The 13,461-nt window shown below is 49.8% G+C and carries 11 protein-coding genes; all 11 read left to right on the forward strand.

Going from position 1 to position 13,461, the window contains the following annotated elements; all coding sequences use genetic code 11:
• Positions 1-4: 4 nt before the first annotated feature.
• The 11 genes from KJS69_RS11470 to rpsO all read left to right on the forward strand — a co-directional run bounded on the left by KJS69_RS11470 (position 5) and on the right by rpsO (position 13,217).
• Positions 5-4,333 carry a PolC-type DNA polymerase III gene (locus tag KJS69_RS11470; RefSeq protein WP_213583898.1) on the forward strand — a complete coding sequence of 1,443 codons (4,329 nt, stop codon included), beginning with the start codon at positions 5-7 and terminating at the stop codon, positions 4,331-4,333.
• A 200-nt stretch (positions 4,334-4,533) separates the two neighbouring features.
• The gene (gene rimP, locus KJS69_RS11475; protein WP_213583899.1) at positions 4,534-4,992 is read left to right on the forward strand and encodes a ribosome maturation factor RimP; all 459 of its coding nucleotides are present in this window, start codon (positions 4,534-4,536) and stop codon (positions 4,990-4,992) included.
• A gap of 131 nt (positions 4,993-5,123) precedes the next feature.
• Positions 5,124-6,221 (forward strand): transcription termination factor NusA, encoded by a 1,098-nt coding sequence (gene nusA, locus KJS69_RS11480; protein ID WP_213583900.1) that lies wholly within the window; start codon positions 5,124-5,126, stop codon positions 6,219-6,221.
• 73 nt (positions 6,222-6,294) lie between these two features.
• Positions 6,295-6,606 (forward strand): RNase P modulator RnpM, encoded by a 312-nt coding sequence (gene rnpM / locus KJS69_RS11485; protein WP_213583901.1) that lies wholly within the window; start codon positions 6,295-6,297, stop codon positions 6,604-6,606.
• Entirely contained in the window at positions 6,596-6,916 is a 321-nt protein-coding gene (locus tag KJS69_RS11490) for a L7Ae/L30e/S12e/Gadd45 family ribosomal protein (RefSeq protein WP_213583902.1), read from the forward strand. The genes rnpM and KJS69_RS11490 overlap by 11 nt, the downstream gene beginning before the upstream one ends.
• Before the next feature lies 1 nt (position 6,917).
• Positions 6,918-9,446 (forward strand): translation initiation factor IF-2, encoded by a 2,529-nt coding sequence (infB, locus tag KJS69_RS11495; RefSeq protein ID WP_213583903.1) that lies wholly within the window; start codon positions 6,918-6,920, stop codon positions 9,444-9,446.
• Positions 9,447-9,450: 4 nt separating this feature from the next.
• Positions 9,451-9,807 carry a 30S ribosome-binding factor RbfA gene (rbfA, locus tag KJS69_RS11500; protein WP_213583904.1) on the forward strand — a complete coding sequence of 119 codons (357 nt, stop codon included), beginning with the start codon at positions 9,451-9,453 and terminating at the stop codon, positions 9,805-9,807.
• A complete protein-coding gene (locus KJS69_RS11505; protein ID WP_213583905.1) occupies positions 9,804-10,796 on the forward strand; it encodes a DHH family phosphoesterase in 993 nt (330 codons plus the stop codon). The genes rbfA and KJS69_RS11505 overlap by 4 nt, the downstream gene beginning before the upstream one ends.
• Positions 10,793-11,707, forward strand: a complete 915-nt coding sequence (gene truB, locus KJS69_RS11510) for a tRNA pseudouridine(55) synthase TruB (protein ID WP_213583906.1) — start codon at positions 10,793-10,795, stop codon at positions 11,705-11,707. Before KJS69_RS11505 ends, truB begins: the two co-directional genes overlap by 4 nt.
• Positions 11,708-11,741: 34 nt before the next feature.
• Positions 11,742-12,686, forward strand: coding sequence for a bifunctional riboflavin kinase/FAD synthetase (locus KJS69_RS11515; protein WP_249730468.1), 945 nt, complete (start codon positions 11,742-11,744; stop codon positions 12,684-12,686).
• 261 nt (positions 12,687-12,947) lie between these two features.
• Complete coding sequence (gene rpsO / locus KJS69_RS11520) at positions 12,948-13,217, forward strand: 30S ribosomal protein S15 (RefSeq protein WP_213583907.1); 270 nt, start codon at positions 12,948-12,950, stop codon at positions 13,215-13,217.
• The last annotated feature ends 244 nt before the right edge of the window (positions 13,218-13,461 follow it).

Consider the following 13,461-nt stretch of genomic DNA (forward strand, 5'->3'; position numbering starts at 1 on the left):
GAAGATGAACGGGTTGCCGGATAGAAGAACCCGCTTCGAGCTGCTGATGAGGCAGGCCGATATAGCGCCGGATGTTATCGGATCGCATTTTCGGGATGGCCATATTGACCGCGTCGAGGTGAGCCACACCAATTCGGAGTGGACCTTTTTCATACATAAAGACAGCTTGATCCCCTGCGATGTATATCGTGATTTTTGTGAGAAGGTGAAACAGAAATTTTCTCATATTTCCAACATCCGCTTCGTGTTTGAATATTCGAACGAAGCCGATCGCGCTATGCTGGTAGAAGAATATTGGTCGCTGATGATCGAATGGATTCAACAGAAGGTTATTTCGATCAACGGTTGGCTGTCGAAGGCCAAGGTTGAGGTTGAGGGCAATCGGATTACTTTGCTGCTGCTCGATCAGATCGGTCTTGATTTAGCGAAGAAAAAACAGTTGGATCGCTGGATTCAACGCTATTATTCGGAATGCTTTTCTATCCAGTACGACGTTGTTATGAAAATAGGGGAATCGGCGGAAGAGGAATATTTGCGCTTCGCCAAAATGATCGAGGAAGAAGAGCGAACGGTCACTCAAGAAATGATGGTGTCGGTGGAAAGGGAATCGGCGGAAACGCGAAAATTGGATGAGCCGTCGGCTTTAATGATCGGTTTTGAAATCCGGGATGTTCCGGTGCCGCTAATGTCTGTCAAAGAAGAGGAAAAGAAAGTGACGGTGCAAGGGCTCGTTTTTGATTTTGATCGTAAGGAGCTGAAGAACGGGAGCACTCTTTTCCTGTTTAATCTGACTGATTTCACCGATTCTATCGCTGTCAAGGCGTTCGCGAGAACGAAAGAGGACGTTAAACTCTATAGTCTTATTTGTAATGGCAAATGGGTCAAAATGAGAGGGAAGGTAGAGTATGACCGGTTCTCCAACCCGCCGGAGCTCATGTTTGTTCCACAGGATGTTAATGAAGTAGCGCCTCCTAATGAACGAATGGACGATGCAGAGGAGAAACGGGTGGAATTCCATCTCCATACGACGATGAGCACGATGGATGCGGTCACCCCAGTGGATCAATATATTAAACGGGCGGCTGAGTGGGGGCATAAAGCGATCGCCATTACGGATCATAGCGGTGTCCAGGCTTATCCGGAAGCGAACCATGCTGCGCATAAGCACGGGATTAAAGTGATCTACGGACTGGAGGCTAACGTCGTCAATGACTCCATTCCCGTCGTTACTCATCCGGATCCGCGCAGCCTTAAAGATGCTACTTATGTAGTTTTTGATATAGAGACAACGGGATTGTCAGTGCTGGATAATAAAATAATAGAAATTGCGGGGACCAAAATGAGGGATTCCGAAGTGATCGACCGCTTTTCGAGCTTCGTTAATCCCCATGAAAGAATCCCTTATCATATTACTCAACTGACGAATATTACCGATGAAATGGTGATGGATGCAAGGGATCTGGAGGAAGTGCTGCCCGAGTTTGTAGAGTTTGTCGGTGATGCCGTGCTGGTGGCGCATAACGCTACTTTTGACATGGGGTTCATTCAGCATTACTGTAACAAGCTAGGCTTGGGAAGGCTGCCCAATCCATCCTTGGACACGCTGGAAATGGCGAGACTCTTGTATCCGACTCTTAAGAATCATCGACTGAATACGCTCGCCGACAAGTTCAAGGTCAGCTTGGAAAATCACCACCGCGCGATAGACGACGCTGAGGCGCTCGGAGGCATCTTATTCGGCATGATTAAGGATGCCCTGGAGCAAGGTATGGAAGATTTGGCCTCGTTGAACGACTATGTCGGGCAAAATTTGCGCAATGCCCGCCCCTTCCATTGTTGTATCTATGCCTTAAACGCAATCGGCAGAAAAAATCTGTACAAGCTGGTATCTTTGTCTCATACGGAATACTATAACCGCGTGGCCTGTATTCCAAGAAGCAAGCTGACAGAGAATAGGGAAGGATTGCTAGTCGTTTCCGGCTGCGAGAAAGGCGAATTATTCGAAACCGTGCTGAATAAATCGTTGGAAGAAGCCGAGGAAGTGGCCCAATATTACGACGTCCTGGAAATTCAGCCTATCGATTTTTATTTGCATCTGGTAGATAAAGGCCTGGTAGGAAGCAGGGAGCAGCTGGAGAGGGCGATTGGCAGAATTATTGATATGGCCGCCAAGCTGGATAAACCGGTCATTGCGACAGGGAACGTCCATTATCTCGATCCGAAGGATAAAATATGCCGCGACATTACGATCAACGGGATTACCGGCTTCAGTCCGCTCAAAGATTTGCGCAAGCCGGACGCTCATTTCCGGACGACCGAGGAAATGCTGCAGGCCTTCTCGTTTTTGGGTGAAGAGAAGGCTTACGAGGTCGTAGTGACCAATACAAGCGCATTAGCGGATCAATTCGCAGAATTGGAGCTGTTTCCACGGAAGGGCGGACCGACGGATAATGGCTTGTTCTCGCCAATCATCGAGGGGGCGGACGACGAAATTCGCTCCACCTGCTATGAAACGGCTAAAAGCATCTATGGCGATCCGCTGCCGCAAATTGTCATTGACCGGCTGGAAAAAGAATTGAAGCCGATTATTCAATACGGGTTTTCTGCCAACTATTTAATATCTGAACGACTCGTTAAAAAGTCTAATGCCGACGGGTATTTGGTCGGTTCCCGGGGATCGGTCGGATCTTCTTTTGTAGCGACGATGCTGGGCATTTCGGAGGTTAATCCTCTGCCTCCCCACTACATTTGTCAGCAGTGCAAGCACAGTGAATTTTTTACTGACGGGAGCATTCCGAGCGGCTTCGATCTGCCGGATAAAGTGTGCGGCAGTTGCGGAGGCCAGTTAAAGGGTGAAGGCCAGGACATTCCTTTTGAAACGTTCCTGGGCTTTAAGGGAGACAAGGTTCCCGATATCGACTTGAACTTTTCCGGCGATTATCAGCCGGAAGCCCATAACTATACCAAGGTGTTGTTCGGGGAGAAGAGTGTATTCCGCGCAGGCACGATTGGTACGGTGGCCGACAAAACCGCTTTCGGCTTTGTCAAGAAATACGAGGAACAGCAAGGAGAAACGTGGCGGAACGCTGAATTGCGGCGTCTGGCTATGGGCTGTACCGGGGTTAAGCGAAGCACGGGGCAGCATCCCGGCGGGATCGTCGTCGTTCCCGATTATATTGATGTCGAGGACATTACTCCGGTTCAATTTCCGGCGGATGACACCAAGTCCGAATGGAAGACGACCCATTTTGATTATCACGCGTTTGATGAGAATCTGCTCAAGCTCGATATTCTCGGACACGATGATCCGACGATGATGAGGATGCTTCAGGATCTGACGGGAGTCGACCCGACAACGATTCCGATGAACGATCCGAAGGTCATGAGCCTCTTTCATTCCACCGAGGCTCTGGGAGTGACGCCGGAGCAAATTCGTTCTCCGGTGGCCACCTTCGGTGTTCCCGAAATGGGGACGAAGTTCGTGCGGCAGATGCTGCAGGAAACTCAGCCGTCCTCCTTCGCGGACCTGCTGCAAATTTCCGGTCTGTCCCACGGAACGGGAGTTTGGCTTGGCAATGCGCAGGAACTGATCCGCAACGGCACCTGCAACATCAAGACGGTTATCGGTTGTCGGGACGATATCATGCTGTATTTGATCTATAAAGCGGGGATGGAAGCGGGTCTCGCCTTCAAAATAACCGAGAGTGTGCGGAAAGGCCGAGGTCTGACGGACGAATGGAAGGAAGACATGAAGAAACATAATGTGCCCGCGTGGTACATTGATTCCTGTGAAAAAATTGAATATATGTTTCCTAAAGCGCATGCGGCCGCCTATGTCATTTCGGCCGTGCGGACCGCTTACTTCAAGCTTTATCATCCGATTGCATTCTATGCCACGTATTTCACTGTACGCGCCGAGGATTTTGATGTAGAATTGTTCTGTCAAGGCTATGATGCGATTATGAGGAAGCTGAACGAAATTGAAGAGAAGGGCTTCCAGGCAACGGCCAAGGAAAGAAGCATGATCTCGATTCTGGAAATGGGGCTGGAAATGACGGCGCGAGGCTTCACCTTCAAGCCGATCGATTTGATGCTGTCCGACGCTACCCGCTTCATCATTCGCGGGGATTCGCTTATTCCTCCTTTTTCGGCCATTCAAGGAATCGGGGAAAATGCGGCGAAGCATATTGCGGCTGCAAAAGAAGACGGAGAGTTTTTGTCGATGGAGGATTTCCAGAAGCGTTCGAAGGTTTCCAAGACGGTTCTCGAAATTTTAAATGGTATGGGCTGCTTCCGCGGAATGCCGGAGTCGAATCAGTTATCTCTCTTTTAATCCTATTAAGGCTTCCTTTACTTTTGGGGGATTTGTTTACTACCTATTGTAAGGAAATCTCTGTTATGCTATAATTTTTTTTGGTAATAATGATGATATGCGATCGTTTTAGGAGAGTGGGGAAACCCACTCTTTACATTTTGATATAGCCATACAAGTTGTCCAACAAAGCAGATAATGCAGCGTGAGGGGGCCGTTCCATGAGTTCGCACATCAAAACAACAGTGGAGAATATGATCCAACCTTATTTGGAGGAGCATGTGATTGAGCTGGTTGACATCGAGTATTTGAAGGAAGGCAGCAACTGGTTCCTTCGCGTTTATGTAGATAAGGAAGGCGGGATCGATATCGATGACTGCGGAAGGCTGAGCGAATATTTAAGCGCGAAGCTGGACGAGAAGGATCCGATTCCGAATGCTTACTTCCTGGAAGTATCCTCCCCCGGTGCCGAGCGTCCGCTCAAGAAACCGGAAGACTTCAACAAGGCGGTCGACAAGCACGTGTTCGTAACTACATACGAACCGATAGACGGATTGAAGGAATTCGAAGGAAAGCTGCAATCTTATGACGGAAGCCAACTGGTTATCCAGATAGGCAAGAAACAGCATACGATTCCGACCGACAAAATGGCTAGCGCTAGGCTCGCCATCGTTTTTTAAAATATAAGAAAGGAAAAGTTTTCACCTTATCCCTGTTCTTATATTTCATTGGTAAACGCGCCTGTCCAAAGGACGGCGATAGCCGTTTATCTTTGGCTTTTGTCAATTATTGAAAGGGGGAAAGAAGTTTCATGAATACCGATTTTATTGAAGCGCTGCATGAAATCGAAACGCAGAAAGGAATCAGCAAAGACATTTTGATCGAAGCGATCGAGGCTGCCTTGATTTCCAGCTATAAGCGAAATTTCAATACGGCTCAGAATGTCCGGGTAGACATTAACCGGCAGACCGGATTAATCAAAGTCTACGCCCGCAAAACCGTAGCGGATGAAGTACTCGATCCTCGCCTCGAAATATCCGTCGATGCGGCAAGGGAGATCAACCTGAATTATCAATTGGACGATATCGTCGAAATCGAGGTAACACCCAAAGATTTTGGACGAATTGCAGCGCAAACCGCCAAGCAAGTCGTTACCCAGCGGATAAGGGAAGCGGAAAGAGGTCTTATCTATAACGCATTTATCGAGAAGGAAGAAGATATTGTCACCGGAATTGTCCAGCGGCAGGACACCAGAAGCATCTATGTCGATCTGGGCAAGGTGGAGGCGGTGCTTCCTCTTAACGAGTTGATGCCGACCGATAAATTCAAACATGGCGATCGCATTAAAGCTTATATTACCAAGGTTGAAAATACGACGAAAGGGCCGCAGATTTTTCTGTCGCGGACTCACCCCGGCCTGCTCAAAAGATTGTTTGAGCTGGAAGTGCCGGAAATTTTTCAAGGGGTGGTCGAAATTCGCTCGGTCGCCCGAGAAGCCGGCTTTCGTTCAAAGATCGCCGTTTATTCTCGCGATGCGGAAGTAGATGCGGTCGGATCCTGCGTAGGCCCCAAGGGTGTACGCGTGCAGGCGATCGTCAGCGAGCTTAAAGGGGAAAAAATCGACATTGTCCGCTGGTCCGAAAGCGTGGAAGAGTATGTGGCCAATGCGCTGAGCCCTTCCAAAGTGCTGGAAGTGAATGTCTTTGAGGGTGAAAAAATGTCCAGGGTGATCGTGCCGGACTATCAGCTCTCGCTAGCTATTGGAATTAAAGGTCAGAATGCTCGTCTCGCTGCTAAATTGACAGGCTGGAAGATTGATATTAAGAGTGAAACGCAAGCCGAGCAGGAATTCGGCAGGGAAAAAACGTATACAGAAGAAATGCCTCAGGATTCGGCAAGCTTCGATTAGCCGTAAAGGCCGCGGAGCGCATGCATCCATGACGGCTGCTGAAAATAAGGTAGAATCCAGAGCGGGTGATAGGATGAGGCCAAGAAGGGTCCCTTTAAGAAAATGTGTAGCCTGTCAGCAAATGATGGGCAAGAAAGAACTGATCCGCGTTGTCAAAACACCGGAAGATGAAATACTGATCGATCTGACCGGCAAGAAATCGGGCAGAGGCGCCTATCTCTGTGGCAAAGTATCGTGCTTCAAGCTGGCCAAAAAGAGCCGGGCCCTGGACCGTGCTTTAAAGCACACCGTAGGGGACTCGATCTATGATCAGCTGGAGCAGGAATTTATCAAAGTGGAGGATCAGTTTTTATCAGGCCAGGAAGAGGCAGGCCATGAAGAATAACAAACTGTTATCCGGGCTTGGTCTAGCCATGAGGGCAGGAAAGCTGGTATTCGGAGAAGAGGGCGTACTGGATGCGATTCGTACCGGTAAGGCAAAGCTGGTCCTGCTTGCTATGGATGCTTCCGAGAATACGAGCAAAAAATTCAGAGACAAATGCGATAGTTATCATGTTCCTTTAATCGAATACGGTACTCGGGAACAACTGGGATCTAGTGTCGGTAAAGCAGAACGGGTTATCATAGCGGTTACCGATCCCGGATTTGCACAGATGATGGTTAAGGCTAAGGCAAATCTAGCGGAGGTGGAGTAATTTGAGTAAAAACGAAAATAAGGAAAAACTAAGAGTTTATGAATATGCCAAATCATTAAATATGAGCAGTAAAGAAATTATTACCATTTTGAAACGGCTGAATATTTCCGTTAACAATCATATGAGCGTGATGGAGAATGAGGCGGTGCAGGCTGTGGAGAAATTTTTCCGCGATGTCAAGGCTAATGCTGCCGCCAAACGGGCTGCTTCGGGGGAAAGTGCCGCCGTGAGTTCCGCAGCGTCCGCTCCGAAGAAGCCGTCGTCCAACACGGCCGCTGGAGGGGAAGACGTGAAGAACAGACAAGAATCAGGACAGCAATCGAAGCAGGCTTCGCCGCGTAATTCGCAGCAAGGCACGCAGCCCAAGAGAAAGCCCGCTGGCGGGGCACAAGGCAGCCAGGGAAACAATCGAGCCGCTGGAGGGGGGCGCGATTCCCGGGGCCCACAAGGCGGACAGCGTACGGATGCCAACCGTAACCGCAGACCGGACGGAGCTCCTAACAGAGCCCCCGATTCATCAGCGGCGGGCGGCAACAGAAATGCCAATCGTCCTGCACAACAAAAAACAAGCGATGGCAAAATTCCACGGAACAAGGTTCCGGGTGTGGACGATCTGGATGTAAAAGCGAACGAAGGGGTGGCCAACAAAAAGACAAGGTCAAACCAAAGACGCTTTGATGATAATAAAACAGGTTCCTCCAGAGGAAACTTCCGGAATAACCGGTCAGGCAGAGGAAACCGGCAGCAGACTCCGGTTAGAAAAGAAAAGGTGGATAATACACCGAAAAAAATTATTGTCCGCGGTACGATGACCGTTGGCGATCTGGCTAAGCTGCTTCACAAGGATGTATCCGAGGTCATCAAGAAGCTTCTCTTCCTTGGTGTAATGGCTACCATTAACCAAGAGCTGGATCTCGATACTATTCAGCTGATTGCGACGGAATACGGCGTCGAAGTGGAGTTAAAGATTCCAGTAGATGAAGAAAACTTCGAACTGCTGGAAGAGGTGGATGATGAGTCTGAGCTGCTGGAGCGTCCTCCTGTCGTCACCATTATGGGACACGTTGACCACGGAAAAACAACGCTGCTCGATGCTATTCGCTCTACCAGTGTGACTGAGGGCGAAGCCGGGGGAATTACCCAGCATATCGGAGCTTATCAGGTCGAAGCACAAGGGAAAAAGATTACTTTCCTGGATACTCCGGGACATGCGGCATTTACGACGATGCGCGCCCGCGGAGCTCAGGTGACCGATATTACGATTCTTGTCGTGGCGGCGGATGATGGGGTCATGCCTCAGACGGTGGAGGCCATCAGTCATGCGAAAGCGGCCAATGTGCCTATTATTGTCGCAGTTAACAAGATCGATAAGCCGGAAGCGAATCCGGATCGGATCAAGCAGGATTTGACCGAATATGAGCTGGTGCCTGAAGAGTGGGGCGGAGATACGATATTCGTCAATGTGTCGGCCAAGCAAAAAATGGGATTGGAGCAGCTGCTCGAGATGGTGTTGCTCGTCGCTGAGGTTCAGGAACTGAAGGCCAATCCGAATAAGCGGGCCAGAGGAACCGTCATCGAGGCTGAACTGGATAAAGGAAGAGGCCCTGTGGCGCGTATTCTGATTCAGCATGGAACGCTGAAGGTCGGAGACGGCTTTATTGCCGGAGTATGCTTCGGCCGTGTCCGCGCAATGGTTAACGATAAAGGCAAGAGGCTGAAGGAGGCCGGTCCATCCACACCGGTTGAGATTACCGGCTTGACCGAGGTGCCCCAGGCTGGCGATCCGTTCCTCGCTTATGAGGACGAGCGCAAAGCGAGAGCGATCGCTGAGAAACGGGCCTCTACGCTAAGGCAGTCCGAGATGGGAGCCAACTCGCGCGTTACGTTGGACGATCTCTACAAGCATATTCAAGAGGGCGATATCAAGGAGCTTAATATTATTATTAAAGCGGACGTTCAAGGAACGGTCGAGGCTCTCAAAGGCTCGTTAGAAAAAATCGAGGTAGAAGGTGTGAGGGTCAAAATTATTCACACCGGCGCAGGAGCGATTACCGAATCCGATATTATTCTCGCCTCTGCCTCCAATGCCATCATTATTGGCTTTAACGTTCGTCCGGAACCGGCGGCCAAAGTAACGGCGGAGCAGGAGCAAGTCGATATCCGCTTGCATCGCGTCATTTACAGCGCCATCGAAGAAATCGAACAGGCGATGAAAGGAATGCTGGATCCGGAGTACAAGGAGAAGGTCATCGGCCACGCAGAAGTGAGGAACACGTTCCGCATATCGAGAATCGGTACGATTGCCGGCTGTATGGTCACCCAAGGGAAAATCATCCGCTCGGCGGAAGCCCGCCTGATCCGTGACGGAATTGTTATTTTCGAGGGGCAATTGGATTCGTTGAAACGGTTTAAAGACGATGCCAAAGAAGTGGCACAAGGATATGAATGCGGAATTACATTGGAACGGTTTAACGATATCAAAGAAGGAGATATCATTGAAGCGTTCGTAATGGAAGCCGTAGAGAGGTGATGGCATGTCCAGAATTCGAACAGGCAGAGTGGGGGAGCAAATCAAGAAGGAACTGAGCCAGATTGTGCAGAACGAATTTAAGGATCCGCGAATCGGCTTTGTAACCATTACAGGCGTTGATGTCACGAACGACCTCTCCCAGGCGAAGATCTTTTTGAGCGTCTTCGGCTCAGACGAAGAGAAGGAAGAAACATTAAAGGCTCTGCACCGCGGAACCGGTTTTCTGCGGTCGGAGCTGTCCAAACGAATACGGCTCAGGGTAACTCCCGAGCTGATTTTCAAGTTAGATACTTCGATCGATTATGGAAGCCGTATCGAAAAGCTCCTTGGACAACTTAACGACGGGGAAGCGAAAAAATGACGGCCCAAGGGAATAAGCCATCCGGTCCCCTTGAAGCAGCGGCCCAATTTATTCGCAATCACGACCGGTTCCTGGTCGTCTCCCATCTGAACCCGGATGGGGATGCGATCGGATCTACGCTCGCAGTTGGTTGGATGCTTGAGCACATGAACAAAACGTTTCAGATGGTCAACGAGGACCCGATTCCCCCTAAATATAATTTTTTGTGGGGAAGTGACCAGGTCGGGCTGATCTCCGAAATGCCGGAGGAAGAACGCTTCGATGCCATTATAAGCCTGGATTGTGCCGATATTCGCAGGATGGGTCCTTTGCATAACCGAATTCATCCAGATACGCCGCTGCTCAACATAGATCATCATGCGACGAATGAAGGCTTCGGCTCCTGTGTATGGATCGAGGCCGAAGCGGCAGCGACGGCCGAATTATTGTATGATTTGGTTAATGAACTGCAGATTCCCTGGACAACCGATCTGGCTAATTGTATTTATACCGGATTGTTAACCGACACAGGCGGTTTCCGTTATTCGAACGCGAGCCCCAAAGTGCTCCTTATCGCTTCCGAAATGCTGGGTTATGGGGTGAAAGGGAGCGAGCTGGCCAACGTGCTGCTGGAAAAGATGACTTATGCTCACCTTGTTCTGCTGCAGAAATCTCTCGCCAAGCTTTCTTTTGCCTATGATCGTAAAATCGCGTGGATTAGTGTGACGGTGGAGGACACGGCTGAAGCGCAGGCAGTAAACGAGGATATGGAAGGACTCGTTAATTATCCGCGCAATATCGAAGGCGTCGAGGTCGGCCTGTTGTTCAAGGAGATCGACAACGGCACCTTCAAAGTCAGCTTGCGCTCCAATGGCAAAGTAGATGTGGCGCGAATTGCCAAATCTTTTGGCGGGGGCGGTCATACGCTGGCGGCCGGGTGCACGCTTCATGGAGATTTAGACCAGGTAACCTCACAACTGATACAGGAAGTAGGTTTGGCTTTGGAATGACATTGGAAGGCGTATTGCCGGTTTTAAAGCCGGTCGATTATACATCTCACGATGTGGTGGCCAAGGTAAGGCGAATGATCGGGATCAAAAGGATTGGCCACACGGGGACGCTCGATCCGAAAGTGACGGGGGTACTCCCGCTCTGTATCGGAAGAGCTACCCGGGTAGTCGAATATATTCAGGACTTGCCTAAAGAGTACGAAGCTACTCTTATCCTTGGAAAGGCAACGGATACCGAGGACATGTCAGGCCGCCTAATTGAGGAAATGGAGGCCGTTCAAGTTACGGCCGAACAGGTGCGGACCGCTGTCGAATCTTTCGTCGGCTCGATTGAACAGGTTCCGCCCATGTATTCAGCAGTTAAAGTAGATGGACGCCGGCTGTATGAGCTGGCCAGATTGGGTCAGGAAGTGGAACGTAAAAAGCGGCGGGTTACCATTTATGAGATCGAGCTGCTGGCGATGAATTTAGAACGCCGTCATCCAGAAATCCGATTCCGGGTTCAATGCTCGAAGGGGACGTATATCCGGACGTTGTGCACCGATGTGGGCAAAGCGCTAGGCTATCCGGCGGTTATGTCCGAGTTGGTCCGTTCCGCGACCGGAGCGATTACGCTGGACCGTTGTTTGACGCTTCCGGAAATCGAAAGGCTTCAGCAGGAAGGAAAGCTCGCGGAACGGTTGATCCCGACCGATGAGGCGATTCCCCACTTGCCTGCGCTGCGTGTGGCAGAAACAGAGGCCATCAAAGCTCTGCAGGGAAGAAGGGTCCGAGCGGCTGATTCGGTTCCAGAAGAGTGGGACGGCCGCATGTGCAAAGTATATTCGGCCAAGTCACCGGCACCTTTTCTCGGAATTTTTCGGTGGGATGCCGAACGCTCTTTATTGGTTCCGGAGAAAGTATTTAATTAAGCTGACATCCCGTTAGAATTGCAGGTGAATCCAAGTGCAGGATTTTCATATCCATTATCCAACTCGACTTCCATTGGAAGGAATGCCTTCATCCCAAGTAGTCGCGATTGGAGATTTTGACGGTGTTCATTTAGGTCACCGGGAAGTGATAACAAGGGCCATCAAGACGGGAGCGCGGTTGAATCTGCCGGCTTCCGTTATGACCTTTCATCCCCATCCGCGGGTAGTTCTGGGACAATCCAAGTACGAGCATAGCTTGACTCCTCTCTCCAAAAAGTTGGAGATCTTTAAAGAAATGGGGATTCAATATACTTATGTTGTAGAGTTTCGTCCCGAGTTCGCCAGGCTGACACCGGCTGAATTTGTAGAACAATATTTACTTGCTCTCGGTGTAAACTCTGTTATCGTCGGATTTGACTTTAAATTCGGACATCAGGGATCGGGAACTCCGGATACACTCTGTGAGTTGAGTCACGGGCAATTCACTGTCGAAGTGGTGCGGCCGTACCTGATGGATGGCGATAAAGTAAGCAGCACTAGAATCCGGGATCATTTATTGTCGGGTCAAATGGAAGCCGCCAATATGCTGTTAGGACGTCGATACAGCGTCCGCGGAATAGTTGTCGAAGGGGACAAGCGGGGACGCACCATCGGCTTTCCTACCGCTAACATTGATCCTGACGAGCCGTTTGTTATGCCCCTTAACGGCGTCTATGCGGCCAAGGTAAGCTGGGAAGGCCATGTGTATTACGGAGCCGCCAATATCGGGGTGAAGCCTACCTTCTCGGGGGACCGAAAAATACCCGTGCTCGAAGTTCATCTGCTGGACTTTGAAGGGGATATTTATGGCAAAAAGCTGGAAGTGGAGTTTTTATACTTTATTCGTCATGAGAAGAAGTTTACGTCCGTTGATGAGCTAGTGTCGCAAATTCAAGCAGATGTAAGGCAAATTAGACAGAAGCTTTCGATTGTATCCTAACCCGAGGAAAACCCGATAGTTTCTAAGGCTTTCGGGATGGATGTTTCTCGTGAGCGGCTTCCTGGGAGGTCCCATAACAGGGTTCGTAATTTTGTGCGCAGGCAGGCCATTTACTTAGCTAACCATATTATGCTATACTGAGTTGTGTTCGTTTTAAAGGGCAGACGCCCGGGACGAGCCGGAACCTCAGCATGGAAATCCGCAACTCCGGCGGTTTCTGGGCTGCAGGCGATTCTTTTTCATTATGAGGAGGTGAACAGGATGGCACTTACCCAAGAGCGTAAGCAGCAACTGATCCAGGAGCATAAAGTCCACGAGACCGATACGGGATCTCCGGAAGTTCAAATTGCTATCCTTACGGAAAACATCGTAAATTTGACCAGTCATTTGCGTACACACAAGAAGGACCACCATTCCCGTCGCGGTCTTTTGAAAATGGTTGGACAACGTCGTAAGCTGTTGGCCTATTTGAAGAACAACGACGTTAAGCGTTACAGCGCATTAATCGAGAAATTGGGTCTTCGCAGATAGGTTCAATTGTAAAAAGCAACTTTGTTTAATCGTGCAGTTTATCTGCATAGACGGCAAGGTTGCTTTTTCGCATAAGCACATTTTTTACAAAGACGGCAAGAATCGGGCAAAAGGGAATGGCGTTGGGACGAAATGCGCCAGCGGACCGCAACCGCATGCTTTGGCTTAACAGCCGCCTTCTTAAGCGTTAACTAATTTTTGAGGGGGTTGCGGCGGCCAGCAAGCAGCGTCTGCAAACGCTAAT

It is taken from the genome of Paenibacillus sp. J2TS4, assembly GCF_018403245.1.
Lineage (GTDB): Bacteria > Bacillota > Bacilli > Paenibacillales > NBRC-103111 > Paenibacillus_L.

Coding starts and splice junctions, on each gene's coding strand:
- truB (WP_213583906.1), top strand. CDS start 10,793: ATGACATTGGAAGGCGTATTGCCGGTTTTAAAGCCGGTCGATTATACA.
- rnpM (WP_213583901.1), top strand. CDS start 6,295: ATGAGGCCAAGAAGGGTCCCTTTAAGAAAATGTGTAGCCTGTCAGCAA.
- nusA (WP_213583900.1), top strand. CDS start 5,124: ATGAATACCGATTTTATTGAAGCGCTGCATGAAATCGAAACGCAGAAA.
- rimP (WP_213583899.1), top strand. CDS start 4,534: ATGAGTTCGCACATCAAAACAACAGTGGAGAATATGATCCAACCTTAT.
- KJS69_RS11470 (WP_213583898.1), top strand. CDS start 5: ATGAACGGGTTGCCGGATAGAAGAACCCGCTTCGAGCTGCTGATGAGG.
- rbfA (WP_213583904.1), top strand. CDS start 9,451: ATGTCCAGAATTCGAACAGGCAGAGTGGGGGAGCAAATCAAGAAGGAA.
- rpsO (WP_213583907.1), top strand. CDS start 12,948: ATGGCACTTACCCAAGAGCGTAAGCAGCAACTGATCCAGGAGCATAAA.
- KJS69_RS11505 (WP_213583905.1), top strand. CDS start 9,804: ATGACGGCCCAAGGGAATAAGCCATCCGGTCCCCTTGAAGCAGCGGCC.
- KJS69_RS11490 (WP_213583902.1), top strand. CDS start 6,596: ATGAAGAATAACAAACTGTTATCCGGGCTTGGTCTAGCCATGAGGGCA.